Source organism: Streptomyces sp. NPDC088252 (assembly GCF_044740965.1).
Classification (GTDB): Bacteria; Actinomycetota; Actinomycetes; order Streptomycetales; family Streptomycetaceae; genus Streptomyces.
The window spans coordinates 35,880-62,686 of the sequence record NZ_JBIURS010000010.1 but is presented as its reverse complement, the minus strand read 5'-3'; the positions used below and the strand labels follow the sequence as shown (position 1 = coordinate 62,686).

Sequence of the window (26,807 nt, the reverse complement as noted above, 5' to 3'; positions counted from 1 at the left end):
TGCGCCCCACCTGCGAACCCTCGACAGACGAGGGGCTCCTGACGTTCAGTGGGCCGCTCACTGCCTGAAGCCGTCGTACACGGCGATCCACTGCGCCGGACGGGGCGGGCCCGGCTTCTGCCTCACGGTGGCCCACACCAGCATCAGGGTCAGGATGTGAACCCTGATCTCCTGCATGCCGCCCACCTTGACTGTGGTTGTCCTGGTCATGTTGAGCGGTGATATTTCCGGGAGGGCTGCACGGTGCGCGGCGATGCCGTAACGCCCCGCATGAGCCCCGGTCCGTGACGCCCTCGCCGGGTCCCGCCTCGCGGCGGGTGGCGGTCCGCCCGACGAGCGGGCCGTCCGTGGGCCGTCCGAAGGCGGCCCACGGACACCGACGTTCACCGACGTCGACCGCCGCTTGGCAGCTCGGACGCTTACGCGGCGCCCGACACCTCCGCGAGGTACGCGTTCGTCTTCTCCGGGTCGAAGAAGAAGTTCTCGAAGTCCGCCGGGTTGTTGAAGCCGTTGGCGAAGCGGTCGGCGACCGGCTGGAGCTGGCCGGCGGCGCCGATCAGGTTCAGCACGTGCTCCGGCGGTACACCGAGCATCGCGTTGGTCCACTTCACGACGTGCTGCGTGTTCCCCCAGTGCCGGTCGAACGTGGCCTGCATCCACTCGGCGTCGAACTCACGGTCGCCGTGCTCGATGATCGAGTTCAGATAGGAGTTCGCGCACTTGGAGGCCGTGTTGGAGCCCTGGCCGGTGATCGGGTCGTTGGCGACGACCACGTCGCCCACGCCGAGGACCAGACCGCCGCCGGGCAGCCGGCCGATCGGCTTGCGGACGGTCGGGGCGTAACGGCCCGCCAGGGTGCCGTTGGCGTCCGTCAGTTCGACCTTGGTGGCACGGGCGTACTCCCAGGGCAGGAAACGCTCCATGAGTTCCAGCGTCTTGGCGAGGTGCTCGGAGGGGTCCTTGATGTCCCGGAACGCGTCGATCGGGCCACCCGGGATGCCCTCCCAGAACAGGATGTCGGCGCGGCCGGAGGTGGTCAGTGTCGGCATCACGAAGAGCTCGCCGACGCCGGGGACCAGGTTGCAGCGGACCGCGTCGAACTCGGGGTGCTCGGGGCGCGGACCCATTCCGTGGACGTACGCGACGGCCAGTGCGCGCTGCGGGGCGTCGAACGGCGAACGGGACGCGTCCCGGCCGAACATCGAGACCAGCTCACCCTTGCCCGCCGAGACCATCACCAGGTCGTAGGTGCGGGAGAAGTAGTCCAGGTCCGAGACGGCGGCGCCGTGGATGACGAGCTGTCCGCCGCGCTGGGCGAACGTCTCCATCCAGCCGGCCATCTTCACGCGCTGGTCGATGGACTGGGCGAAGCCGTCGAGCTTGCCGACCCAGTCGACGGCGCGCGAGGAGTCCGGCGCGGCGACCGAGACGCCGAGGCCCTCGATGCGCGGGGCCTGGGACTCCCAGAAGTTGAGCTGGTAGTCGCGCTCGTACTGCAGCGCCGTGTGGAACATGCACTGCGTCGACATGACCCGGCCGGAGCGGATCTCGTCGGCGGTCCGGTTGGACATGAGGGTGACTTCGTAGCCTCTGGACTGCAGTCCGAGGGCGAGCTGGAGACCGGACTGGCCGGCTCCGACTATGAGTATCTTCCGCATCGCGGTTCTCCGTTACGTGTGACGTGCGAGCCGGGAGGGCGCTTCGGCGCGCTCCCAGGGCCTCTCGATTGGATCACGCCGGGCTCGTGTGCACCGCTCACCGGTCCGGCCCGATCCGAACGAAAGGCCCTTAGGCCGGGGTGGCGTCGAGGGCGTGACCGACGAGGGCCAACAGCGACTCGACGACAGTGATCCTGTTACGCGCGTCCATGATCACAATTGGTACGTGCGGAGGTACGGTCAGGGCCTCCCGGACGTCCTCGGCCTCGTACCCCGGTGTGCCCTCGAAGTGGTTGACGGCGACGATGTACGGCAGTCCGCAGCTCTCGAAGTAGTCGAGCGCGGGGAAGCAGTCCGCGAGCCGCCGGGTGTCGGCGAGCACGACCGCGCCGATGGCGCCGCGCACCAGGTCGTCCCACATGAACCAGAAACGCTGCTGGCCCGGTGTGCCGAACACGTACAGCACGAGGTCGTCGTCGAGCGTGAGCCTGCCGAAGTCCATCGCGACGGTCGTGGTGACCTTGTCGGGCGTCGCGGTGAGATCGTCGGTCTCCTCGCTGGCCTGCGTCATCATCGCTTCGGTCTGCAGCGGAGTGATCTCGGAGACCGACCCCACGAAGGTCGTCTTGCCCACGCCGAACCCGCCCGCGACCACGATCTTCGTGGCGATGGGAGCCCTGGTGTGATCCAACTGCCAGGCCTGCAGCGATTCTTCGGCCTGGTCCTTGGCCCCGGGCTGGCGCGGGGCGAAGAGTGGCGACTCAGAGACGGCGGAGTCCATTGAGCACCCTTTCGAGCAGTGCGCGGTCGGGCTGGCCGGTGCCGTGACCGGTCCCGTACACGCGGATCTTTCCCTGGTCGGCCAAGTCGCTGAGCAGCACCCGGACCACACCGAGCGGCATCTTCAACAGGGCGGAGATCTCCGCGACCGTACGCATCCGGCGGCAGAGTTCGACGATGGCCTGGAGCTCCGGCATGACGCGGGTGGCCAGGTTGCCGTTGGTCAGTTCACGGCGTTCCTCGGGTGCTTCGAGCGCGGCGACGAACGTCTCGACGAGCAGGACGTGGCCGAAGCGGGTACGGCCGCCGGTGAGGGAGTACGGGCGGACCCGTGCGGGCCTTCGGTCGGACCCGCGGACGGGCAGCCTGCGGGCGGGTTCAGCAGCGGACGTCACTGGGTGCTCTCCATCGATTTGCGCAGTTCACTGCGGAGTTCGGGGGTGAGTACGTGTCCGGCTCGGCCGACGAAGAGCGCCATGTGGTACGCGATGACGCTCATGTCGCAGTCCGGGGTGGCGTGCACACCGAGCAGCGAGCCGTCGCTGATCGACATGACGAAGACGCTGCCCTCGTCCATGGCGACCATGGTCTGCTTGACGCCACCGCCGTCCATCAGCTTGGCGGCGCCGGAGGTGAGGCTGCCGATGCCGGAGACGATGGTCGCCAGGTCGGCGCTGGAGCCCCTGGGACCGTCCTGCCGACCGGTGACGCGGGCGGTCTGGTGGCCGGGGTCGGAGGAGAGCAGCATCAGTCCGTCGGACGAGACGACGGTGACCGAGTGGACCCCTGGCACCTCCTCCACCAAATTGCTGAGCAACCAGTGAAGGTTCCGGGCCTCGGTACTCAGCCCGAATGTGCTGGGCGCAGTCAACTGCGTGCCTCCTCGACTGTGTCCCCCGTCTCATCGGTTCGGCCGTCATTGCGGTCGGCCGGGTCACTGTGGTCGGTATGTGCGGGGCGTCCGGCGTGTACGGCGGTTCCGGGGAACGGTTGGGTCGCCGTCATCTCGGCGATTTCCGCCTCGACGTCCCGGCGGCCGTCCTTCGCTCCCTGGTGGAAGCCGCCGAGCCGACGGCGCAGGGCCTCCTTGTCCAGGCTGCCCTTGCGCTCGGAGGCGGGTGCCGTGGCGGGCTTCACGACCTTGGGAGTGCGCTTGGGCAGCCCCTTGTCCGTGATGCGCTCCTGCTGCTCCGGCTGCCGGGGGCCCGGCAGGGCGTCGGCGACGGGCGCGGGGGCCGGAGCGGTGTACGGCTCCGGGCCGGGCGCGGGGACCGGTGCGGTGTGTGCCGCGGGCTCCGGGGCGGTACGGGGCTCCGCGGACTCGTCGACGGTGCGCTCATGGCGGTCGGGACCGATGACGTACGGGACCGGCGTCGTGGGCTCGGGGCCGTCCGCGATTTCCGGCGCCACCGGGAGCCGGACCTGCATCGTGGTCTCGGCCTCGGTCTCGGCGGCGGCCGGAGCGGGCACGGCGTCCGCCGCCTGTCCGGGCTGGGGCCCGGCCTCGGGCTCGACAGCGGCCCCGGACTCGCGGATCGTCTGCTCGGCCGCAGCGATCAGCGGGTCGCCGGGCAGGGCGAGCGTACGCGTCGGCAGGGCGTTGGAGTTGGCTTCGGCGACCGACCCCGGCAGATTCAGCGCGGGCGCTTCCCCGGGTACCGTCACCGGCGGCGGTGTGGCGGCCGGGGGTGCCTTCGGCAGCAGGACCTTGGGCAGGACGACGACGGCCGTGACCCCGCTGCCCTTGTGGTCGCGCAGCTGGACCCGTACGCCGTGGCGCGCGGCCAGCAGCGAGGTGACCTGGAGGCCGAGTCCGGCCCCGGGCGCCCCCTTGTCGTCCCCCTCACCCATGTCGAAGAGCGTCGGGTCGCCGAGCCGGGCGTTGAGCTCGCCCATCCGTACGGCCGACATCCCGATGCCCTCGTCCTGGACGGAGAGCATCACCTCACCCGTCTCCAGCAGCCAGCCGGAGAGCTGGACATGGGAGTCCGGCGGCGAGAAGGAGGTGGCGTTCTCCAGGAGTTCGGCGATGAGGTGGCTGAGGTCGTCGGCGGCGAAACCGGCGATCTGGGCGTGCGGCGGCAGGGACTGGATGGTGACCCGCTCGTACCGCTCGATCTCGGAAACGGCCGCGCGCGCCACATCGACCAGCGGGATCGGACCCGCGTGCCCGTGTCCGTGCTCGGCGCCCGCGAGTACCAGCATGTTCTCGCTGTGCCGGCGCATGACCGTGGCCATGTGGTCGAGCTTGAAGAGCGTGGCCAGCCGGTCCGGGTCGTGCTCCTTCTCCTCCAGGCTCTCGATGACGCCGAGCTGACGCTCGACGAGGCCGAGGGTGCGCAGGGAGAGGTTGACGAAGGTGTGGTGGACCGTGTTCTTCAGCCGCTCCAGCTGGGCCGTCAGGTCGGCGGTCAGGACCTGGAGCTCGGCGCGCTGGACGGTGAGGGCCTCGCGTCCGGCGATCAGCTCGGCGCGCTCGTTCTGCAGGCTCTCGAAGCGGCCGTTGAACTGGTGGAGCAGGCCGTGCAGCTTGCCGTGCAGGGCGTTGATGGACCGCACGACCTGGGCGAACTCGTCGTTGCGGCCGGTGTAGCGGATCGGTTCGGCGTTGTCGGGCTCGGCGACGAGGCGGGCGGCACCGATCCGCAGGACGGCGAGCGGCTGCGTGAGGGTGCGGGCCACGGCGGTGGAGACGCCGACGGCGATCAGCAGACAGCCGCCGAGCAGCGCGATCCGCAGTTCGAGCGCGGTGACGTCGTCGTCGCGCAGTTCCTCCAGGCGCTGGACCTGTGCGGTGCCGAGGGCGGACTCGACGCCCCGCATCCGGTCGATCCGGGCGGAGAGCGCCGCCGCGACCTTCTTGCTGTTGGTCTGCTGGTCGGATGCGGACAGCTCGGGGCGGTCGGTGAGGGAGTTGAGGTACTTCTCCGCGCTGTCGACCTCGGGGCCGGTGACGGTGGACGACAGCTTGTCGCGGGCGGTGGTGCCCGCGGCCTGGTCGAAGTCGGCGAGCGAGGCGAGTTCGCCGACGCGGGCCTGCTGGGCGGCGGCGCTCAGCTCGTCACGGGTGCGGTCGTCCTTGCTGCTGCCCTGGTCCTGGGTTTGGACGGGCAGTCCGGTGATCGGGTCGATCTGCGGGGTCGTGACGGGACGGGGCACGGAGAGCGCGGCGAGCAGCAGCCCGCGGGTGGCGGAGGCCTGCTCGGTGGCCCGGCCGAGCGCGAGCGGCGCGCGGGTGGCCCCGGCGGCGCGTGGCGGGGTCTTCTCGGCGAGTTCGTCGGCGAGGTCGTGGAGCTTGGTGATGACCTCGGTGTACGCCTGATGGGCCTGCAGTGCCGAGCCCTTGCCGCTGAGCGCGTCGCGGCGCAGCGAGGGGATGGTCGAGAGATCGCGGCGCAGCGCGGCCGGGGCCGCGTCCCTGATCTCGTCCACCTGCTGATCGACGCGGGCGCTCCGGCTGCCGGAGTCGCCCTTGCCCTTCGCCGCCGGGCCGGACTGCTCGTCACGGCCGGCCGCGATGTAGGCGGTGACCTCGTCACGCTCGTCCGCGAGGGCGTGGGCGAGTGCGATGGCCTGCTGGTTCAGCTCGGCGAGGGTGACCAGCCGCTGCGACTCGTTCAGGTCCGAGGAGGCGCTGAGGGCCGCGGGCGCGCCCGCGGCGATGACGGTGATACCGACCACCGCGACACCGGCGACCAGCCGGCTGCGTACGCGCACGGTGCGCCGGGTGCCCTCGCTCTCGGCGGGTACCGGTGGCGTCACCCCGGAACCGCTGTGCTTGCTGCCCTTGCTCCGAGGCCGCTTCTTCTGCACCGGTGCTCGCAATCTTGACTCGTCCGCCCTTGAAGCAGAGGTGACGCACGATCACATGTGAACGAGCGCCCCGACCCCTGTACGGCTTCTGACCATTCCAGTGCTTTTGAGAGGGGGGCGCGCATCAACCACTCCGCCACCTGAACGAGTGAACATCACTCCGGAGTTGACGAACAAGTCTCCCCCCGAGGCGCGTGCGGCACACCTGGAGCTTCGGCTGGAACTTCCGCCCCGGCTTTGGCAGGATGCCCGCCCGCACGCCGCCCGGAGCCATTCCTTCCGCTCGGGACACCCGCCTGACCTGGTGGTACAGGCCAATTCTGATCCATGCAGGGCCCGTGAAGACATCGTGCAGACTGACCGCATGCGCATCGAACTCGCCACCGCCGCCGGCAGCCCCGACCGCCCGAACGAGGACTGGGCGGCCACGACAGTCCCCGCTTCGGGCCAGGGCGGGGCGCTGGTCCTGCTCGACGGGGTGACCCCGCCGAGGAGCGACGACGGTTGTGTGCACTCGGTGCCGTGGTTCACCGCACGGCTCGGCGGCGCGCTGGTCGAACTGTCCGGTTCGCGGCGAGGCCTGACCCTCCAGGAGATCCTGGCCGAGTCCATTCGACGCACCGCCGACGCGCACCGCTCCCTGTGTGACCTTTCTCACGTGCGAACACCGCAGGCGACGGTCGTCATGGCGCGCTGGGACGAACGCGAGATCGAGCACCTCGTACTGTCCGATTCCGTCCTGCTGTTCGAGGCTCCCGACGGAAGCGTGCGCCCCCTGCTCGACGACCGACTGGACCGCCTGCCACCGGGCACGCTCGCCGACGAGGCGATCGCCGACGCACAGGCACGGAACAAGGAGGGCGGCTTCTTCACCGCCGCCGCGGACCCGTCCGTGGCGGCCCGTGCGGTCACCGGGCGCACCCCCATCGGCCGGGTGCGGGCGCTCGCCGCACTGACCGACGGGGCGGCTCGCTGGACCGAGATGTTCCGCGAAGGCGACTGGGCGGACTGCCTCGGGGTGCTCCGCAAGGAGGGGACGCAGGGGTTGGTCGACCGCGTCCGGGCCCTGGAGGACGCGGACACGGAGCGCACGCGCCTGCGCCGCAGCAAGACCCACGACGACGCGACGGCGGTCTACGCGGTGCTGTGACGCCGTACCGGGACGGGGCGTGCCGCCCGGAGCGGGCCGGTGCGGATGTCAGCCCTCGGCGCGGGCGTTCAGGTGATGCAACAGCCGGGCCAGTTCGGCCACCTCGACCCGGTCCCAGTCGGCGAGCTTGCGCACATAGCGCTCGCGGCGGGCGTCGCGGACGCTGCGATAGCGGGCCAGCCCCTCGGCGGTGAGGTGGACGAGATAGGCGCGGCCGTCCGCCGGGTCGGGCTCGCGCGCCACCAGTCCGAGGTCTTCCAGGGCGCGGAGTTGACGACTCATGGTCGCCTTGCCGACGCCGAAGTAGGCGGCCAGATCGGTGGCCCGTTGCCGTCCGGCCGACTCCAGCCGGACGAGAAGTCCGTACGCGGCGGCCTCCAGTTCAGGGTGTACCTCGCGCGCCATTTCCCCGGAGTTGGCCCGCGCCCGCCGCAGAAAGACGGCCAACTCCCTCTCCAGGGCCAGGAATGCGTGGTCCACACCACTTTCTCCGGTCGCGCCGGGTTCACTACCGCTTTCGCTCCCGTGCACGTCAACACCCCTCATAAGCTTTCCTGCCGCTGAAAGTTTCTTTCGCCGCTGGTCATCGCCGCAGCTTGGCCAGTATTTCGCAGGCGTAGACCAACGGCGGCGCCCAGGCCCTCTTCCGCAGCACAGGTCTACGTGCGTAGCGTCATGTATGGCATGTCCACACCATGGCATGCCGACAGGGGTGCGCCCGGCGCCCCCCTGGGATCAGCGCGTCCCCCCCACCAAGGCCTCGGAGGCACTCACATGCCCGTGCTCAGATCCGGATCCGGAACGTCCCGCCGCTCGCGCTTCGCGGCGGCCGGAACCCTGCTCGCAGCCCTTTCCCTCCTCCTCACCCTGCCCGGCGCGGCGAGCGCCGCGGGCACCCACGACTCCGCCGTCGCGGCCAAGAAGCCCGCACGGGGCACGGCCACGATGGGCATGGGCGTCGCCGCCCACGACGGCCAGGGCGGACTGCCGCGCAACACCCTCGCCGCCCAGACCGAAGGCGTGGACGTCGCCAGCTACCAGGGCAACGTCGACTGGCCGACCCTCTGGAACAGCGGCGTGAAGTGGGCCTACACCAAGGCCACCGAAGGCACTTACTACACGAACCCGTACTTCGCCCAGCAGTACAACGGCTCGTACAACGTCGGCATGATCCGGGGCTCGTACCACTTCGCCACCCCGAACACCACGAGCGGCGCCGTCCAGGCCAACTACTTCGTGGACCACGGGGGCGGCTGGTCCAAGGACGGCAAGACCCTGCCGGGCGCGCTCGACATCGAGTGGAACCCGTACGGCGCCCAGTGCTACGGCCTGAGCCAGGCCGCCATGGTGTCCTGGATCCGTGACTTCGTGAACACCTACAAGGCGCGCACCGGACGCGACGCGGTCATTTACACCGCGACCAGCTGGTGGCAGACCTGCACCGGGAACAACGCGAGCTTCGGCGCCACCAACCCGCTGTGGGTGGCCCGGTACAACAGCACGGTCGGCGAACTCCCGGCCGGCTGGGGCTACTACACGATGTGGCAGTACACCTCGTCCGGCCCGTACGTCGGCGACCACAGCCACTTCAACGGCGCGCTCGACCGCGTACAGGCCCTCGCCAACGGCTGAGCCGGCCGGCCGCTGCCGCGCGGCACACCGCTTCGCACGACCGAGCCCCCGGTGACCCACCCAATCACCGGGGGCTCCACCCTGTTCGCACCCATGACCGGGCCATTCGGCCCCCGAGCGGGCGCCGGGCACCCCTATGAATCCGGTGTATACGCCGTGTGTATAGTCCTTCTCCGCCGCACATCGTGCGACCTGTTCAGCCACGGAGGAGTGACCCGCCTTGCCCATGAAGACGAAGTCGATCGGTGCGGGGTTGGCCGCTGCCCTTGTGACGGCGCTCACCCTGATGCTCAGCGGCTGCTCCATGCAGACCACCGCACCGGCCTCGGCGCGTGGCGACGCGGGTTCCGACGCCAAGGGCTCCTTCGGCCCGGTGGACTGCCGCAAGGCCAAGTGCATAGCGCTGACCTTCGATGCGGGACCGGGCGAGGACACCCCGCACCTGCTGGACGTCCTCAAGGAGAAGAAGGTGCACGCGACCTTCTTCCTGCTGGGCAAGAACCACGTCAAGAAGCACCCCGACACCGTGCGCAGGCTCGCGGCCGAGGGGCACGAGGTGGCCAACCACACCTGGTCCCACGAGATCCTGACGGACAAGAAGCCCGCCGAGATACGCGCCGAGCTGGAGAAGACACAGGACGCGATAGCGGAGATCACCGGCAAGAAGCCGCGGCTGATGCGCCCGCCGCAGGGCCGTACCGACGACACCGTCTCGGGGATCAGCAAGGACCTGGGGCTCTCCCAGATCCTGTGGAGCGCCACTGCCAAGGACTACTCCACCACCGACTCGGCGCTGATCAAGAAGCGCATCCTGGACCAGGCGAGCAAGGACGGCATCATCCTGCTGCACGACATCTACAAGGGGACGGTGCCCGCGGTGCCCGGCATCATCGACGCGCTGAAGAAGCAGGGCTACACCTTTGTCACCGTCCCGCAGCTGATGGCGCCCGCCGAGCCCGTCCCGGGGACGATCTACCGCCCCTGAGAGCCTGTCGGCCGACGGGGCCCACCAGCCGCACCCGCGCCGACGCCCATACCGGCGTGCGCCGCGGGGGAAGTCGCCGGCCGTCGGGCCTTCGGTGCGCCGCTCGCCGTGCGGCCTCCGCGGGCCGACCCGCCGGCACACGCGGAACGGCCCGCCCACCCGTTGCCGGGGAGGCGGGCCGTCCGTACCGGTCGCGCACGTGGTGCCACGTCCGTCACGCCGTGGCGGCTACGCCGCGGCCGGGATCCTCTCCTCGGGCCTGACCGCGGAGGCCGGCGCGAGGGCGATCTCCAGCACCTGGCGGACGTCCGTCACCGGGTGGACCTCCAGGGTGTCCAGGACCTCGGCCGGAACATCGTCCAGGTCGGCCTCGTTCCGCTTCGGGATCACCACGGTGGTGATCCCGGCCCGGTGCGCGGCCAGCAGCTTCTGCTTCAGGCCGCCGATCGGCAGCACCCGTCCGGTCAGCGAGACCTCACCGGTCATCGCCACATCCGTGCGGACCAGCCGTCCGGAGAGCAGCGAGGCCAGTGCGGTCGTCATCGTGATACCGGCGCTCGGGCCGTCCTTGGGGACCGCGCCCGCGGGGAAGTGGATGTGCACGCCGCGGTCCTTCAGGTCCGCGACCGGCAGTTCCAGTTCCGCGCCGTGCGACCGCAGGAAGCTCAGCGCGATCTGCGCGGACTCCTTCATCACGTCGCCGAGCTGACCGGTCAGGGTCAGTCCGGAAGCCCCGGTCTCCGGGTCGGCCAACGACGCCTCCACGAACAGCACGTCGCCGCCCGCTCCGGTCACCGCGAGCCCGGTGGCCACGCCCGGCACCGAGGTCCGGCGCTCGGCCGGGTCCTGGGCGGACTCGGGGACGTGGTGCGGCCGTCCGATCAGGCCGCGCAGATCCGCTTCGGCGACCGTGAACGGAAGCTCCCGCTCGCCCAGTTCGTGCTGGGCCGCGACCTTGCGGAGCAGCCGGGCGACGGCCCGCTCCAGGTTCCGTACGCCCGCTTCACGGGTGTACTCGCCGGCCAGCTTGCGCAGCGCGGACTCGTCGAGCGTCACCTCGCCCTTCTCCAGACCGGCCCGCTCCAGCTGGCGCGGGAGCAGGTGGTCGCGGGCGATGACGACCTTCTCGTCCTCGGTGTAGCCGTCGAGCCGAACCAGTTCCATCCGGTCCAGCAGGGCTTCCGGGATGGCTTCGAGCACATTGGCGGTGGCCAGGAACACGACGTCGCTGAGGTCGAGTTCGACCTCCAGGTAATGGTCGCGGAAGGTGTGGTTCTGGGCCGGGTCGAGGACTTCGAGGAGGGCGGCGGCCGGGTCGCCCCGGAAGTCCGAGCCGACCTTGTCGATCTCGTCGAGCAGGACGACCGGGTTCATCGAACCGGCCTCCTTGACGGCCCGCACGATACGCCCCGGCAGGGCGCCGACGTAGGTACGCCGGTGGCCGCGGATCTCCGCCTCGTCCCGCACACCGCCGAGCGCGACGCGGACGAACTTGCGTCCCATGGCGTGCGCGACGGACTCGCCGAGCGAGGTCTTGCCCACGCCCGGAGGACCCACCAACGCCAGCACGGCACCGCCGCGCCGCCCGCCGACGACGCCGAGGCCGCGGTCGGAACGCCGCTTGCGGACCGCCAGGTACTCGGTGATCCGCTCCTTCACGTCCTGCAGGCCCGCGTGCTCGGCGTCGAGGATCTCCTGGGCGCCCCGGATGTCGTACGCGTCCTCGGTCCGTTCCGTCCAGGGCAGTTCGAGGACGGTGTCGAGCCAGGTCCTGATCCAGGAGCCCTCGGGGCTCTGGTCGGACGAACGTTCCAGCTTGTCGACCTCCTTCAGCGCCGCCTCGCGGACGTGCTCGGGAAGATCGGCGGCCTCGACGCGCGCCCGGTAGTCGTCGGACTCGTCCCCCGGATCCCCGTTGAGCTCGGAGAGCTCCTTGCGTACGGCTTCGAGCTGGCGCCGCAGCAGGAATTCGCGCTGCTGCTTGTCGACGCCCTCCTGGACGTCCTTGGCGATGGACTCGGCGACGTCCTGCTCGGCGAGGTGCTCGCCCAGCCACTGGATGGCGAGCTTCAACCGGGCGACCGCGTCCACGGTCTCCAGGAGCTGCACCTTCTGGGCAGTGGTGAGGAAGGGTGAGTATCCGGAATTGTCGGCGAGCGCGGAGATGTCCTCGATCTGCTGGACCCGGTCCACGACCTGCCAGGCCCCGCGCTTCTTCAGCCAGCTGGTGGCGAGTGCCTTGTACTCCTTGACCAGCTCGGCCGCGGCTCCGGGGAGCGGGTCGGGGACGACCGCGTCGACCCGGGTCCCCTCCACCCAGAGCGCGGCCCCCGGCCCGCTGGTCCCGGCCCCGATCCGTACCCGGCCACGGCCGCGGATGAGCGCGCCCGGATCTCCGTCCGAAAGCCGTCCGACCTGCTCGACGGTGCCGATGACGCCGGTGCCGGTGTACGTCCCGTCGATCCGCGGCACCAGAAGCACCTCGGGCTTGCCGCCGCCCTCGCGGGCCGCGGCCTGCGCGGCCTCCACGGCGGCGCGCACATCGGCGTCGGACAGGTCCAGAGGCACCACCATCCCGGGCAGCACGACTTCGTCGTCGAGCGGCAGCACAGGCAGGGCGAGCGGAGTGACCGCATTGGACTCGGTAGCCATGATCTCCCCTTCAGCAGTCAAGTTGAGCTATGAAGACTCAATGCTCCTGAGCCGCCCATTGTTCCCCGGGGCACGTTCGCTGTGAGCGATCACCGAGAGGCACTCGCCGCGCACGGATCGGGCGGGCCCGTCCCGGTCGCGGGCCTGTACATGGTGAACCTCGCGGCCCTCCGCTTCAGTCCCATGGGAGGTCGTCGATTGCCCCGTCGGCGCTCCGGCCGGGCCGCCTGCAGATGCGGGTGGCCGCGCACACGGGCCGCACGCCCTGCGCCGATCCGGCCGTCCTGGCGATACTCATCGACGATCCGGCGCCCTGGCCGGCAGCCGAATACCTCGCGGCGCACGGTGAGAAGGCCCCGCGCCCCCGATCACCACGCCCCTGGCCGCGACGACCCGGCGCAGCAGCGGCCAGCAGGCCACACCCAGCAGCAGCGCCAGCGGATGCCCCCAGTCGGTGAGGGGGCTGCTCAGCTCGAACAGATCCTGCAGCAGCATCGCGCCGACGCCGCCGAGCACCACCACCCGCAGCCACGGCACGAGCAGCCCGGCGAGGGCGCCCACGCTCGCCATCAGCCCGAAGCTGATGCCGTAGTCGAGCCGGTGCAGCGAGGACTCCGGCAGGTGACCGGCCACCACGGACAGCCCGACCGGGATCTCCGTGGCAAGCGTCGCCACGACATGGCCGAGCAGGAACACCCCGGCGGTGCGCCACCCCCCGATGCGACGCTCCAGGGCGGTCAGCACGAGAGCGAAGCCGATGACGTACGGCGAGGTGAGCCCGCCGACGACCCAGAGGGCGCTGGCGGCCAGGACGAGCAGCGGGGTCTCGCCGAGATGCGCGACATCCGTGCTCGACGCGCGCAGGAACGCGAAGACGGTGTCCTGGTCGGCGAACTCCATGAAGAGGGACGTACCGACGAGCACCAGCAGATAGCCGAAGGTGAACGGGGTGCCGGTGGGTGTCGGCAGCAGCCGCAGCCGACGGCGCGCCTTGCGCGCCTCGCGGGCCTCGCGGGCCTTGCGCGCATCGCGGGCCTTCGGGGCCTGCCGGGCCGGAGGAGGGGCGCCCTCTCCCTTGCGGCGCTGACGCGGTATGGCGTCGAGCGGTAGCGCCTCGTGGTGTTCCTCGCCAGCCGCTCTGTCCGTACCCTGATGCACCGCGCGAGGCCCCTTCCCGTACAAGCCCCCCAGAACAACGTCCTACCCTCCGCGATCGTCCCCCACGTCGTCCATGGCGTGAGCCACATGAGGTGGCCGAAAACGGGCCATCCCTTCGCGCCGGGTGCCGGCCACACCATTCTTCCGTCCTCTTATATGCGCTTACGCTCCCCGAGGGACACGTTCCTCGACGGCGCGCCCCCGAGTCCCGGAGCGGCGCCCCACCGGCGCCGTCCCGGAGCGGCGCCCCACCGGCGCACCCCTCGGCAATACGCTGGCCGCCGACCGCGTCGACCGGACAGGATGGCGGGGACCGTGTCCGCCACGCACCGGAGATCCGCACCATGCCCGACATCCACGGCCCCGACGCCCTCGCCCCTGTCACACTCGACCGCCGTGAAGGCCCGTACGGCGAGGTCGTGCTGCGGGAGCGGGGCGACGACTTCGAGATCATCGCCAACGGGTGCTTCCTGATGGACACCTCGGACGGGCGTTCCGAGCGGCTGCTGATCGATGCGGCGCTGGCCGCTCTGCCCGCCGGGCGGACGGCCCCGTCGGTACTCATCGGGGGTCTCGGGGTCGGCTTCTCTCTCGTCCGGGCCGCCGACGAGCCGCGGTGGGGGCGGATCGCCGTCGTCGAGCGGGAGCAGGCGATCGTGGACTGGCACCGGGAGGGACCGCTGGCCGCGATCTCCGGGGCGGCGCTCGCCGATCCGCGGACCGCGATCCTGACGACGGATCTCGTCTCGTACCTGCACACGACTACGGACCGTTATGACGCCCTGTGCCTGGACATCGACAACGGGCCCGACTGGACCGTCACCGAGGACAACACCAGCCTGTACTCCCCCGCCGGCCTGGCGGACTGCCGGGAGCGGCTGACACCCGGCGGCGTTCTCGCAGTGTGGTCCGCACAACCGTCCGCCGAGTTCGAACAGGCCTTGCGGAATGCCGGATTCAGTGGGGTAAGAACCGAAGAGGTCAGCGTTGCCCGAGGTGTTCCGGACGTGGTTCATCTCGCACTTCGGACAGACCGATGACGCCCACCGGGTGTCCGCGCCCCCCGGACGCCCGGGGCCAAGCGCCACAAGGCCGACACTCCGCCACTTTCATTGCACCGAAGCCGTTACACCCTGCGTAGCCGAGAGCGGTCCGCTGCCTTTACGCTGCTGACCGGTGACGGGATCACCCATGACATCCACAAGCGAAGACCGCGCGTCCGGGGGAATGGCCCCCGTGAGGGCGGGCAGGGGCGGGGCGATGGAACAGACACACACCACCCACAACGGTGTCGCGGCCACCCCGGGCGCGCAGCGCCGGGTGCTGGTGGTCGAGGACGACGCCACGATCGTCGATGCCATTTCCGCCCGGCTGCGGGCCGAGGGCTTTCTGGTGCAGACCGCACTCGACGGGCCCGCGGCCGTGGATGCGGCCGAGGCGTGGCAGCCCGATCTGATGGTGCTCGACATCATGCTCCCCGGCTTCGACGGACTGGAGGTCTGCCGTCGCGTGCAGGCCCAGCGGCCGGTGCCGGTGCTGATGCTGACCGCCAGGGACGACGAGACCGACATGCTGGTCGGCCTCGGGGTCGGCGCCGACGACTACATGACCAAGCCGTTCTCGATGCGTGAGCTGGCGGCCCGGGTGCACGTCCTGCTGCGCCGGGTCGAGCGCGCGGCGCTGGCCGCGGTCACACCGCGCAGCGGCATACTGCGCCTCGGCGAGCTGGAGATCGATCACGCGCAGCGCCGGGTCCGGGTGCGCGCCGACGACGTCCATCTCACGCCGACCGAGTTCGACCTGCTGGTCTGCCTGGCCAACACACCGCGCGCGGTGCTCTCCCGGGAGCAACTGCTGGCCGAGGTCTGGGACTGGGCGGACGCCTCCGGCACCCGTACGGTCGACAGCCACATCAAGGCGCTGCGCCGGAAGATCGGTGCGGAGCGGATCCGTACCGTGCACGGTGTCGGCTACGCCCTGGAGACCCCTGCGCCATGACCCGGCCCGGTTCCGGACTGCGTCCCTTCTCGGTCAAGGCCAAGCTGGGCACGCTCGTGGTGGTGTCGGTGTTCATCACCACCGGGCTGCTGATGGTGGCCCTGCGCACCAGGACCGAGCTGCGCTTCATCACGGTGTTCTCGGTGATCGCGACCCTGCTGATCACCCAGTTCGTGGCGCACGGCCTCACCGCACCGCTGGACGAGATGACGACCGTGGCCCGGTCCATCTCGCACGGCGACTACACCAGACGGGTGAGCGGCGCCGACCGGCGTGACGAACTCGGCGACCTGGCCCAGACGATCAACCGCATGGCGGACGACCTGGAGGCCGTGGACCGGCACCGCAAGGAGCTGGTGGCCAATGTGTCGCACGAGCTTCGGACGCCCATCGCGGCGCTGAGAGCCGTACTGGAGAACGTCGTGGACGGGGTGTCCTCGGCCGATCCCGAGACGATGCGCACGGCGCTGAAACAGACCGAGCGGCTCGGCAGGCTGGTGGAGACACTGCTGGACCTGTCCCGCCTGGACAACGGGGTGGTCACGCTGAAGGCCCGCCGCTTCGAGGTGTGGCCGTATCTGTCGGGTGTGCTGAAGGAGGCGAATCTCGCCGCCTCGCACCGCCGGCTGCCCTCCGGCTCAGGGAACCACACCCGCACGGACGTGCATCTGCATCTGGACGTGTCGCCGCCCGAGCTGACCGCGCACGCGGACGCGGAACGGCTGCACCAGGTGGTGGCCAATCTGGTCGACAACGCTGTCAAGCACAGCCCGCCGCACGGCCGGGTCACGGTGCTGGCCCGGCGGGGCGCCGGGCCGGAGTCCCTGGCGCTGGAGGTGGTCGACGAGGGTCCGGGCATCCCGGAGTCCGAGCGGCACCGGGTCTTCGAGCGTTTCAACCGCGGCGAGGTGCCGTCCCCGCACGGTCCCGGCAGCGACGGCGGTACGGGTCTTGGCCTGGCGATCGCCCGCTGGGCGGTGGATCTGCACGGCGGGCGGATCGGTGTGGCCGAATCCGCTCGCGGGTGCCGCATCCAGGTCACTCTTCCGGGGATCCCGCAACCGCGAGGTTGACATAGGGTTCGAACCGGAAGGGCACGTTCTACGTGTTCTCTTCCATGGGTACGGTCCAAGGGGTCGTAGCCGCGGCCCCGCGTACCCGGAGTGAGGCGGAACCATGCTTGTTTCCCGCCATTTCCTGCGCCGAAACCCGCCTTCCGATGTGACTTGCGCGACGAAGGGCGGCCCGGCCTGCATGGAACGGCTGGGGAGGCGTAGCCTTGATTTCCGCTGTCCATCACCTTGTGAAGCGGAAGAGGGCGGTTGCCGCCGTGTCGTCTCAGTCCCCCAGTAACTCGAGCATCTCGACCGACCAAGCCGGCCCGGGTACCGACCCGGCCGCGGCTTTCGGCCCCAATGAGTGGCTCGTCGACGAGATCTACCAGCAGTACCTCCAGGATCCCAACTCGGTCGATCGCGCCTGGTGGGACTTCTTCGCCGACTACAAGCCGGGTACGTCCGGCACGGCGGACAAGCCCGTTCCCGGCGCCGCAGCCGCGGGGGCTGCGGTGACCCCGGCCGCCGCCGCACCGGCAGCCGCGCCCCAGGCCACCCCGGCGCAGGTCCCGGCTCCGGCCACGAAGGCCACCGCACCCGCGGCCCCGGCGCCCGCACAGGCCGCTCCCGCCGCCGCTGCTCCGGCAGCCCCGGCGAAGGCCGCGCCGGCCCCGGCCGCGAAGGCTGCCGAGACCCCGGCCAAGCCCGCGGCGGCACCGGCCACCGAGGCCCCGGCCGGCCCCGAGTACGTGACGCTGCGCGGCCCGTCGGCCGCCGTCGCGAAGAACATGAACGCCTCGCTGGAGCTGCCGACGGCCACGTCCGTCCGCGCCGTTCCGGTGAAGCTGCTCTTCGACAACCGCATCGTCATCAACAACCACCTCAAGCGCGCCCGGGGCGGGAAGATCTCCTTCACGCACCTCATCGGGTACGCGATGGTGCAGGCCCTCAAGGCCATGCCGACGATGAACCACTCCTTCGCGCTGAAGGACGGCAAGCCGACCCTGGTCAAGCCGGAGCACGTCAACCTCGGTCTGGCCATCGACCTGGTGAAGCCGAACGGCGACCGCCAGCTGGTCGTCGCGGCCATCAAGAAGGCCGAGACGCTCAACTTCTTCGAGTTCTGGCAGGCGTACGAGGACATCGTCCGCCGCGCCCGCAACGGCAAGCTCGGCATGGACGACTTCACCGGCGTCACCGCCTCGCTGACCAACCCCGGCGGCATCGGCACCGTGCACTCGGTGCCCCGCCTGATGCCCGGACAGGGCCTCATCATGGGCGTCGGCGCGATGGACTACCCGGCCGAGTTCCAGGGCACCTCCCAGGACACCCTGAACAAGCTGGGCATCTCCAAGGTCATGACGCTGACCTCGACGTACGACCACCGGGTGATCCAGGGCGCCGCCTCCGGCGAGTTCCTGCGGATCGTCGCCCAGCTCCTGCTCGGCGAGAACGAGTTCTACGACGAGATCTTCAAGTCGCTGCGCATCCCGTACGAGCCGGTCCGCTGGCTCACGGACATCGACGCCTCGCACGACAACGACGTGACCAAGGCCGCGCGGGTCTTCGAGCTGATCCACTCCTACCGGGTCCGCGGCCATGTCATGGCCGACACCGACCCGTTGGAGTACCGCCAGCGCAAGCACCCCGACCTGGACATCACCGAGCACGGCCTGACCCTGTGGGACCTGGAGCGGGACTTCGCGGTCGGCGGTTTCGCCGGCAAGTCGATGATGAAGCTCCGCGACATCCTCGGTGTGCTGCGTGAGTCGTACTGCCGCACCACCGGCATCGAGTTCATGCACATCCAGGACCCGAAGCAGCGCAAGTGGCTCCAGGACCGGGTGGAGCGCCCGCGCGCCCAGCAGCCCGAGCGCGAGGAGCAGCTGCGCATCCTGCGCCGCCTCAACGCCGCCGAGGCGTTCGAGACGTTCCTGCAGACCAAGTACGTCGGCCAGAAGCGGTTCTCGCTGGAGGGCGGCGAGTCCGTCATCCCGCTGCTCGACGCGGTCATCGACTCCGCGGCGGAGGCCCGCCTCGACGAGGTCGTCATCGGCATGGCCCACCGCGGCCGGCTGAACGTGCTGGCGAACATCGTCGGCAAGTCGTACGCGCAGATCTTCCGCGAGTTCGAGGGGAACCTCGACCCCCGGTCGATGCACGGCTCCGGCGACGTGAAGTACCACCTGGGCGCCGAGGGCACCTTCACCGGTCTGGACGGCGAGCAGATCAAGGTCTCGCTGGCCGCCAACCCCTCGCACCTGGAGGCGGTCGACCCGGTCCTGGAGGGCATCGCCCGCGCCAAGCAGGACATCATCAACAAGGGCGGCACGGACTTCACGGTCCTGCCGGTCGCGCTCCACGGCGACGCGGCCTTCGCCGGCCAGGGCGTCGTCGCCGAGACGCTCAACATGTCGCAGCTGCGCGGCTACCGCACCGGCGGCACCGTGCACGTGGTGATCAACAACCAGGTCGGCTTCACCGCCGCCCCGGAGTCCTCGCGCTCCTCGATGTACGCCACCGACGTGGCGCGCATGATCGAGGCGCCGATCATCCACGTCAACGGTGACGACCCCGAGGCCGTCGTCCGCGTCGCACGGCTGGCCTTCGAGTTCCGGCAGGCGTTCAACAAGGACGTCGTGATCGACCTCATCTGCTACCGCCGCCGCGGTCACAACGAGGGCGACAACCCCGAGTTCACCAACCCGCAGATGTACACCCTGATCGACAAGAAGCGCTCGGTGCGCAAGCTCTACACCGAGTCCCTCATCGGTCGCGGCGACATCACGCTGGAAGAGGCCGAACAGGCGCTCCAGGACTTCCAGGGCCAGCTGGAGAAGGTCTTCGCGGAGGTCCGCGAGGCCACCTCGCTGCCGGCTCCGACGCACACCCCCGAGGTCCAGCCCGAGTTCCCGGTCACCGTGACCACCGCGGTCTCCCAGGAGGTCGTGAAGGTCATCGCGGAGTCGCAGGTCAACATCCCCGAGCGGATCACCGTCCACCCCCGTCTGATGCCGCAGATGCAGCGTCGCGCGGCCTCGGTGGAGAACGGCACGATCGACTGGGGCATGGGCGAGACCCTGGCCATCGGTTCGCTGCTGATGGAGGGCACCCCGGTCCGGCTCGCCGGCCAGGACACCCGCCGCGGCACCTTCGGCCAGCGCCACGCGGTCCTCGTCGACCAGGTGACCGGCGAGGACTACACCCCGCTGCTCTACCTCTCCGACGACCAGGCCCGTTACAACGTCTACGACTCGCTGCTCAGCGAGTACGCGGCGATGGGCTTCGAGTACGGCTACTCGCTGGCCCGTCCGGAGTCGCTGGTCATCTGGGAGGCCCAGTTCGGTGACTTCGTCAACGGCGCGCAGACCGTCGTCGACGAGTTCATCTCCTCGGCCGAGCAGAAGTGGGGTCAGACCTCCGGCGTCACGCTGCTGCTGCCGCACGGTTACGAGGGCCAGGGCCCGGACCACTCGTCCGCCCGCCCGGAGCGCTTCCTCACGCTGTGCGCGCAGAACAACATGACGGTCGCCATGCCGACCCTGCCGTCGAACTACTTCCACCTCCTGCGGTGGCAGGTGCACAACCCGCACCACAAGCCGCTGATCGTCTTCACCCCGAAGTCGATGCTCCGCCTCAAGGCGGCCGCGTCGAAGGTGGAGGAGTTCACCACCGGCGGCTTCCGCCCGGTGATCGGCGACGACTCGGTGAACGCGGACGACGTCCGCAAGGTCGTCTTCTGCGCCGGCAAGGTCTACTACGACCTGGAGGCCGAGCGTACGAAGCGTGGCGTCACGGACACCGCGATCATCCGTCTGGAGCGCCTGTACCCGCTGCCGGGTGCCGAGCTGCAGGCCGAGATCGCCAAGTACCCGAACGCCGAGAAGTACCTCTGGACCCAGGAGGAGCCGGCCAACCAGGGCGCCTGGCCGTTCATCGCCCTGAACCTGATCGACCACCTGGACCTGGCCGTCGGCGCCGACGTCCCGCACGGTGAGCGTCTGCGCCGCATCTCGCGGCCGCACAGCTCGTCCCCGGCGGTGGGCTCCGCCAAGCGCCACCAGGCCGAGCAGGCCCAGCTGGTCGCCGAGGTCTTCGACGCCTGACCCGCTGCTGTACGAACCAGGGCCCGGTCCCGCGAATTGCTCGCGGGACCGGGCCGCCCTTCGGTGTGCGGTCGGCGCTGTACGGGCGCCGCCGGTGCGCGGGCAGCGCCCCGTCCCAGAGCCTGTCGGGTGACCTCGGACCGCGTCCGCCCGGTCGGAGGTCACCCGACAGGCCCTCAGACGATCGGGGGCTCGAAGTCCCAGTACGGGCGGTTGCGCGAGCGGGCCGAGACCGTATGGACATGCTGGGCGCCGAGGGTGGTCGCCAGGTCGCCCAGCGCCTCGTTCTCGACCTTCTCGGCCCGCTGCCGCTCCCGGACGCCGCGCAGGTCCGCGGCGTGGGCGATCCGGGCGGAGAGGGTCAACGGGTGGGTCCGGCCGAGGGTCTCGGTGGCCCGGGTGACGACCGCGTCCGTCAGCGTGGCCGCGGATTCCGGGTCCCCCACCAGGTTGCGCAGCGCCGAGGCGTTGATGGCACACCCCAGGGTCCAGGGGTGGTACTCGCCGACGGCCTGTGTCAACGCGGCCAGGGCCCCTTCCAGCAGTGCGTGGGCGTGGTCGCGCTCGCCCACGTTGCGCAGGATCAGGGCGTGGTTGGCCCGCGTTCCCGCCACGAAGGGGTGGTTCTCGCCGAGCATGTCCACATAGCCGTCGACGACCTTCTCGCTTATGCCCCTGGCCTGGTCGATGTCCGCGTGCTCGCGGGCGAAGCAGCTCTGGCCGGCCGCGAACATCATGGTCAGCGGGGCGCCCTCGCCCAGCACCCGTTCGCATCGCTCCAGCACCCGGGTGAACAGGGCCGAGGCCGTGGCGCGCTCCCCCGAACGGTAGTGGCACAGCGCGAGGTTGTATTCGGCTCCCAGGGTCTGCGGATTGTCCTGGCCCATGACCAGCCGGTGCACCCGGACGCTCTGGTTCTGGAGCGACAGCGCGTCGCCGTAGCGGCCGAGCAGGCGCAGGTCGATGGCGTAGCTGGTCTGGGAGGACAGGGTCCAGTTGTGACGTTGGCCCAGGAACTGGCGACGGGCTTCCAGAGTCCGCTGGTTGAGCTCCAACGACTCCTCGTACCGGCCGAGCAGCCGCAGCGAAACGGCCAGGTTGTTCTGGGCGTTGAGTGTCCGTGAGTCCTGGTCGCCCAGCAGTTCACGGTAGGCGGCGAGGACCCAGCCCGACATCTCCAGTGCCTCGTCGTACCGGCCGAGGCCCCGCAGGTCGGCGGCGAGGCCTCCGGCGGCACGCAGGTGCTCCAGATCCTGTACGCCGCGCTCGGTACGCAGATGGTCCACGGCGGCACGTTCGATCGCTTCCGTGCCGGCGTAGTCACCGACGGCCCGCAGCAGGTTGGCGTAGTGGTAGCTGAGGTCCCAGATCCTGGGGTGGTCCTCGCCGAGCAGTTCCCGCCAGGCCTTCATGGCGCGTTCGCCCAGCTTGATGCCGGCCCGGTACTCCCCGGAGAGGTACATGTAGCGCAGACAGTTGAGCACGAGGGTCTGCACCGCCGGGTCGGTGCTCTTGAGCACATCGGCCCATTTCAGGTGCGGGGTGATCTCGGCGTAGGCGGGCCAGAGCCGGGTGTCGGTGGGTCTGCCGGGGTCCGCGGCCGCGAGAGCCCGGCGGACCACGTCGATGAACTCCCGGCGGTCCCGTTCCGTCATGTCGTGACCGACGATCTGGTGGACCATGCGGTGCATGTAGAGCGACTCGCCGGACGACGCCTCGTCGACGGCCGACTCGTGGGACTCCAGCCGGACCACGGAGTACTGACGGAGCTGGCTGATCGCCTTGTTCCACAGCAGCGGGTCGTTCATCAGGCCGGAGACCTGTTCCGGCAGCTCACCGGCGGGCATTTCCTTCAGCAGCCGCACGGGGATGGAGCCGGGTGCGAAGAAACTGCACAGGCGGAGCAGGTCGACGGACTCGGGGACGGTGTCCTTGAGCTTGTTCAGCAGTATCGACCAGGCGGTCTGGAAGGCGAGCGGAAAGTCCGCGGAGACCTTGACGACGTCCTGGTCGATGCCGCCTTCGAGGAGTTCGATGTACTCCTCGACCGACAGGTCGGAGTCGTTCAGCCAGCCCGCGGTCTGGTCGAGGAGCAGCGGGAGGTCTTCGAGGGCGTCGGCGAGCCGGTCGGCCTCGGCCGGGGTCAGGCGCGGCGCGCGGCGCCGGATGAAGGCGACCGACTCGTCCCGGCTGTAGACGGGCACCTCGACGAGGTTGCTGTTGTGCTCGCCCCACTCCGGGTTGCGCGAGGTGATGAGGACGTGTCCGGGACCGGTCGGCACGAGGTCCCAGATGTGTTCGGGCTCGTCGGCACCGTCGAGGACGAGGAGCCAGTGGGAGTGCGGTTCGCCGCGACGCAGCGCGTCCCGTACCGCGCGCAGCCGCTCGCCGTACTCGACGCCGGTGGACAGGCCCAGTTCGGGGGCGAGTTCGGCGAGCCTCTGGCGGTAGAGCGCACGCCGGTCGGCGGGCACCCACCAGACCACGTCGTACTCGGAACCGAAGCGGTAGACGTACTCCGCGGCCAGTTGGGTCTTGCCGACGCCGGACATGCCGTACAGGGTCACGACCCCGGCGCCGGTTCCGGCGTCCTGGAGGGCCTGGTACGCCTTGTTGAGCAGTTCCTCACGCCCGGTGAACCGGGTGTTGCGGCGCGGTACCCCGCCCCACACCTCGGGGGTGTCGGCCGGATAGCGGGGGCCCGGCCGGGTCTCCGCGGAGGCGGGCAGCGGGTCCGTGGGCAGGCCCAGGCGGGTCAGCAGCCGCCGCTCGGCCTCGTCGGCACCGACGTTGGTCAGGTCGGCCGCGCCGAGGACGGAGGTGGCCCCGGGCAACGCCGAGGTGGTGACGGAGACGGCGGCGAAGCGGTCGGGATCAGGGGCGACGACCTCGCGCAGGGCCCTGTTCCACTCGTCGTGGCCACGGGGTCCGAGCTGGAAGTACCAGTCGCTGAGGATCACCAGGACCTGGCCTCGGGACAGGGTCAGGTCCCGCAGGGACTCCTCCAGCGGGATCTCCACCGGGGGGTCCCAGCGCTGCTGGACCACCGTCACGCCACGCCGTTCCAGACGGTCCGCGATCCACGCCGCCCAGGCGCGGTTGAAACCGGCGGAACTGATGGTGACGGTCTGCGCCCCGGTTGCTCCAACTTGCTTACGCGTTCCGGGCATTCAACCGTCTCCCTGCCTCGATGCGAGCGTTTTCAACATACACCGGAGCATGGTCGCTCCGACCGGTGTCGCGGGGGCTGTTCACTGTGTTCGCGAGCCGTTCCTCTGCTGCCATATCACCCTGGTGGTGGCCACGTACGCCTGCGCCCGCGCGAGATGACCCGTCGGGGGCGGACAATCGTCCAGACGGTGGTAGAGCGTGATCATCTCGTTGACCAGCAACCGGCCTTCACGGGTCAGTGCCGCCGATCCCGCCAGCACGGGCAGCACGGCACCGACCTGCTCGCGGCAGCGGGCGTGCTCGGCCCACGCCAGGTCGCGGTGGGTGACACGCCGCGCGGCGAGCGCGAACCGCTGCCAGTAGTCGGCGAGCGCGAGGTGCGAGTAGGCGCCCTGGAGAAGGCCGTCGAAGGGCCGCGAGTCGGAGCGCCAGGGCGCGAAGTGACGCGGTGTCGCGTCCTCGTGGTGCAGCGGCGTGAGGGAGCCGAGGGCGGCCAGTTTGGTGTGCTGGAGTTCATGGACGAGGGTCGAGACGAAATAGGCGGGGGTGGCCGGTCTGCTGCTGAGGACGGCACCGAACGCCTCGCGCCTGGTGCCGCTGCAGTGCGCCGCGCCCTCGCCGACGGGCCCGGAGCCGGGGGGCGGGCCGAGCGGCACCAGGCAGCGCAGCAGGACGGCCGCTTCGGTGAGGCGGTGTGCGCCACCGATGCGGAGCAGGGGCCCCACCCCGGACCAGGACTCGGCCCAGGCCTTGCGTTCGTGGTCGTCGATGTGAGTGGCGGCGCTCAGTCCGTGACGCCGGAGCCCGTCCCCGTCGGTGCGGTACGGATCGACGTCGTCCAGGGGCACGGGTCCGACACCGCCGGGCACGGCGGGCAGGGCGGACACGGGCAGCCAGCGCGGGTCGGCCGAGGAGATCGTTCCCTCCGGTTGCGCGTGTGCGGCCAGGGACGGCCCGCCCGCGACCGCACGCATCGTCAGGTCGCTGTCGGAGAAGGCGATGTCGACCGGGCCGGAGGCCGTGCGCAGGGCGCCCAGGGTGGGCAGGGACAGCAGTCCGCCGTGAGCGGCGAGGCGGGCCGTGAACGCGGTTCCCGCGCGGATCGCCGCCGCGGCGGCCAGAGCGCTCAAGTGGTCCAGGTCCGCGTGGAGTTCGGCTCGGGAACCGGCACCGGCGAGGCCGCGCAGGCAGCGCTGCGCCCAGGGGCCGGCGAGGGGGTGGAGCAGGACGGTGCGCACGGCGGCCCGGTCGGCGCGTTCCGCCGTCTCCAGCAGGGCCCAGTCCTGACGGAGCCGGTCGAGCAGCCGGGGCGGGCAGACGGTCGTGGGGGCCGCCTCGGCCGCGTCGAGCACGGCACGCAGGAGGAGGAGCCGTCGGGTGTCCTGGTCGCGCACGAGCAGGCGGAGGGTGTCGGCCCCGCCCTCGGTGCGGCCGAGTTCGTGGAGCGCGTGGTCCGGGAGTGGGGGGATCATCGGTGTTCTCCTGCGGTCGCTTCGGACAACCGGCCCGCGATGTGGCGTACCAGCCGTTCGAGATCGGCGCAGTAGACCGACGGGTTGGTGAAGCCACGGGCCGCGTGGTAGCGGTGTGCGTAGTGGCCGCCACCGCAGACGTTCAGCAGTGGGCAGGTGCGGCAGGCGTCGGCGAGCGCGGCGGCGCCTGCCTGACGGGCGGCGACACCGGGGTGGTGCAGGGCGTCGTCGAAGGTGTGGCGGAAGATGTCGAGCCCGGTGGCGGCGGCCGTGTCATAGGCGGACTTGAGGGAGTCCACCTGTTCGATCGTCCCGTCGGTCTCGACGACGACGGCATTGACGGGGTAGAGGCCGAGCGATTCGGTGGCGGCGGGCAGACCCAGCAGCAGGGCGAGGCACTCCTCGAAGAGCCGCACCCGGGTCTCGCGTCGGCCGGCCCGCCACCAGCGGTCGAAGACGATGGTGAGCCAGTCGCCGTACGGGGTCGGGCGGCCCGATCCCGGCCCTGCCGGGGTCGTCCCCGCGACGGGCAGTCCCGGCGGGGGGTTCGTCCAGTTGCCGTGCGGCAGCAGCAGGTCCAGGGCCGGTGGGCGCAGGGCGAGCAGCGACTCGTACGTCTCGATCGGGTCGCTCCGGGGGTCGACTACGGTGAGGACGCCGGCGTACGCGCCGGGGTACCGGTCGGCCAGGAGCCGGGCGCCGCGCGAGGCGGCGGGCCAGGAGGGGCGTCCGGCGCGGTCGGTGCGCCGGGTGTTGTGGGCGGCCAGACCACCGTCGAGGCTGATGCCGACGCGTATGCCGTGCCGGGCGAGAGCGGCGACGCGCGCATCGGTGAGCAGGGTGGCGTTGGTCTGCACGGTGGCGTGGACGGTGCAGCCCGCGGGCACCAGGTCGCGCACCCGGTCGGAGAGGGCGGTCAGCCGGTCGACGCCGGCGAGGAGGGGTTCGCCGCCGTGCAGGACGAGGGCCGCGCCGCTCAGTTGGTGGGCCGCCGCGTGTTCGGCGATCCGCTCCGCCGCGCGGTCCAGAACGGCGGGTGCCGCGGCGGCCGGGCGATCACGCCAGGTCCGGTCCGGGCCCTCGTAGAGGTAGCAGTAGCGGCAGGCCAGATTGCAGCGGCCGTGCACCTTGACGATGAACTGACCGAAGGGCAGCGGGATCCGGCCGTCGGCGTGGG

General features: G+C 70.7%; 19 protein-coding genes. 7 read left to right on the top strand and 12 right to left on the bottom strand.

Annotation, left to right across the window (positions count from 1 at the left end):
* Positions 1 to 57: 57 nt before the first annotated feature.
* The 6 genes from ACIOHC_RS21615 to ACIOHC_RS21590 all read right to left on the bottom strand — a co-directional run bounded on the left by ACIOHC_RS21615 (position 58) and on the right by ACIOHC_RS21590 (position 6,251).
* The gene (locus ACIOHC_RS21615; protein WP_351077858.1) at positions 58 to 210 is read right to left on the bottom strand and encodes a hypothetical protein; all 153 of its coding nucleotides are present in this window, start codon (positions 208 to 210) and stop codon (positions 58 to 60) included.
* Positions 211 to 419: 209 nt separating this feature from the next.
* Positions 420 to 1,658: a styrene monooxygenase/indole monooxygenase family protein gene (locus tag ACIOHC_RS21610; protein WP_401843574.1), complete on the bottom strand. Its 1,239-nt coding sequence runs from the start codon at positions 1,656 to 1,658 to the stop codon at positions 420 to 422.
* A 130-nt stretch (positions 1,659 to 1,788) separates the two neighbouring features.
* A complete protein-coding gene (locus tag ACIOHC_RS21605; protein WP_365690109.1) occupies positions 1,789 to 2,439 on the bottom strand; it encodes an ATP/GTP-binding protein in 651 nt (216 codons plus the stop codon).
* Positions 2,420 to 2,833, bottom strand: coding sequence for a DUF742 domain-containing protein (locus ACIOHC_RS21600; RefSeq protein ID WP_351077864.1), 414 nt, complete (start codon positions 2,831 to 2,833; stop codon positions 2,420 to 2,422). Before ACIOHC_RS21600 ends, ACIOHC_RS21605 begins: the two co-directional genes overlap by 20 nt.
* Entirely contained in the window at positions 2,830 to 3,309 is a 480-nt protein-coding gene (locus ACIOHC_RS21595; protein ID WP_351077866.1) for a roadblock/LC7 domain-containing protein, read from the bottom strand. Before ACIOHC_RS21595 ends, ACIOHC_RS21600 begins: the two co-directional genes overlap by 4 nt.
* Positions 3,306 to 6,251, bottom strand: coding sequence for a nitrate- and nitrite sensing domain-containing protein (locus ACIOHC_RS21590; protein WP_401843570.1), 2,946 nt, complete (start codon positions 6,249 to 6,251; stop codon positions 3,306 to 3,308). Before ACIOHC_RS21590 ends, ACIOHC_RS21595 begins: the two co-directional genes overlap by 4 nt.
* A gap of 364 nt (positions 6,252 to 6,615) precedes the next feature.
* Between ACIOHC_RS21590 and ACIOHC_RS21585 the strand changes: the two genes are divergently transcribed.
* The gene (locus tag ACIOHC_RS21585; protein WP_351077871.1) at positions 6,616 to 7,401 is read left to right on the top strand and encodes a hypothetical protein; all 786 of its coding nucleotides are present in this window, start codon (positions 6,616 to 6,618) and stop codon (positions 7,399 to 7,401) included.
* 48 nt (positions 7,402 to 7,449) lie between these two features.
* Here ACIOHC_RS21585 and ACIOHC_RS21580 read toward each other — a convergent pair whose 3' ends face one another.
* The gene (locus ACIOHC_RS21580) at positions 7,450 to 7,947 is read right to left on the bottom strand and encodes a MarR family winged helix-turn-helix transcriptional regulator (protein ID WP_401843568.1); all 498 of its coding nucleotides are present in this window, start codon (positions 7,945 to 7,947) and stop codon (positions 7,450 to 7,452) included.
* Between the two features lie 228 nt (positions 7,948 to 8,175).
* Between ACIOHC_RS21580 and ACIOHC_RS21575 the strand changes: the two genes are divergently transcribed.
* Positions 8,176 to 9,033, top strand: coding sequence for a lysozyme (locus ACIOHC_RS21575; protein ID WP_351077873.1), 858 nt, complete (start codon positions 8,176 to 8,178; stop codon positions 9,031 to 9,033).
* 226 nt (positions 9,034 to 9,259) lie between these two features.
* Positions 9,260 to 10,018 (top strand): polysaccharide deacetylase family protein, encoded by a 759-nt coding sequence (locus ACIOHC_RS21570; protein ID WP_401843736.1) that lies wholly within the window; start codon positions 9,260 to 9,262, stop codon positions 10,016 to 10,018.
* A 228-nt stretch (positions 10,019 to 10,246) separates the two neighbouring features.
* Here the strand turns inward: ACIOHC_RS21570 and lon are convergent, their stop codons facing one another.
* Positions 10,247 to 12,670, bottom strand: a complete 2,424-nt coding sequence (gene lon / locus ACIOHC_RS21565) for an endopeptidase La (protein ID WP_401843565.1) — start codon at positions 12,668 to 12,670, stop codon at positions 10,247 to 10,249.
* Between the two features lie 294 nt (positions 12,671 to 12,964).
* Entirely contained in the window at positions 12,965 to 13,828 is an 864-nt protein-coding gene (locus ACIOHC_RS21560) for a rhomboid-like protein (RefSeq protein WP_401843563.1), read from the bottom strand.
* Positions 13,829 to 14,172: 344 nt separating this feature from the next.
* Between ACIOHC_RS21560 and ACIOHC_RS21555 the strand changes: the two genes are divergently transcribed.
* The 4 genes from ACIOHC_RS21555 (at position 14,173) to ACIOHC_RS21540 (ending at position 20,987) form a co-directional block, all read left to right on the top strand.
* Complete coding sequence (locus tag ACIOHC_RS21555; RefSeq protein WP_351077900.1) at positions 14,173 to 14,868, top strand: spermidine synthase; 696 nt, start codon at positions 14,173 to 14,175, stop codon at positions 14,866 to 14,868.
* 220 nt (positions 14,869 to 15,088) lie between these two features.
* Entirely contained in the window at positions 15,089 to 15,826 is a 738-nt protein-coding gene (locus ACIOHC_RS21550; RefSeq protein ID WP_014154105.1) for a response regulator transcription factor, read from the top strand.
* A complete protein-coding gene (locus ACIOHC_RS21545) occupies positions 15,823 to 16,899 on the top strand; it encodes a HAMP domain-containing sensor histidine kinase (protein WP_351077904.1) in 1,077 nt (358 codons plus the stop codon). Before ACIOHC_RS21550 ends, ACIOHC_RS21545 begins: the two co-directional genes overlap by 4 nt.
* Before the next feature lie 257 nt (positions 16,900 to 17,156).
* Positions 17,157 to 20,987: a multifunctional oxoglutarate decarboxylase/oxoglutarate dehydrogenase thiamine pyrophosphate-binding subunit/dihydrolipoyllysine-residue succinyltransferase subunit gene (locus ACIOHC_RS21540; RefSeq protein WP_401843560.1), complete on the top strand. Its 3,831-nt coding sequence runs from the start codon at positions 17,157 to 17,159 to the stop codon at positions 20,985 to 20,987.
* 176 nt (positions 20,988 to 21,163) lie between these two features.
* Here the strand turns inward: ACIOHC_RS21540 and fxsT are convergent, their stop codons facing one another.
* The 3 genes from fxsT to ACIOHC_RS21525 all read right to left on the bottom strand — a co-directional run bounded on the left by fxsT (position 21,164) and on the right by ACIOHC_RS21525 (position 26,784).
* Positions 21,164 to 24,157: an FxSxx-COOH system tetratricopeptide repeat protein gene (gene fxsT / locus ACIOHC_RS21535; RefSeq protein ID WP_401843557.1), complete on the bottom strand. Its 2,994-nt coding sequence runs from the start codon at positions 24,155 to 24,157 to the stop codon at positions 21,164 to 21,166.
* A gap of 81 nt (positions 24,158 to 24,238) precedes the next feature.
* Positions 24,239 to 25,630, bottom strand: coding sequence for an aKG-HExxH-type peptide beta-hydroxylase (locus ACIOHC_RS21530; protein ID WP_351078629.1), 1,392 nt, complete (start codon positions 25,628 to 25,630; stop codon positions 24,239 to 24,241).
* Entirely contained in the window at positions 25,627 to 26,784 is a 1,158-nt protein-coding gene (locus ACIOHC_RS21525; protein WP_401843734.1) for an FxsB family cyclophane-forming radical SAM/SPASM peptide maturase, read from the bottom strand. Before ACIOHC_RS21525 ends, ACIOHC_RS21530 begins: the two co-directional genes overlap by 4 nt.
* Positions 26,785 to 26,807: the final 23 nt, after the last annotated feature.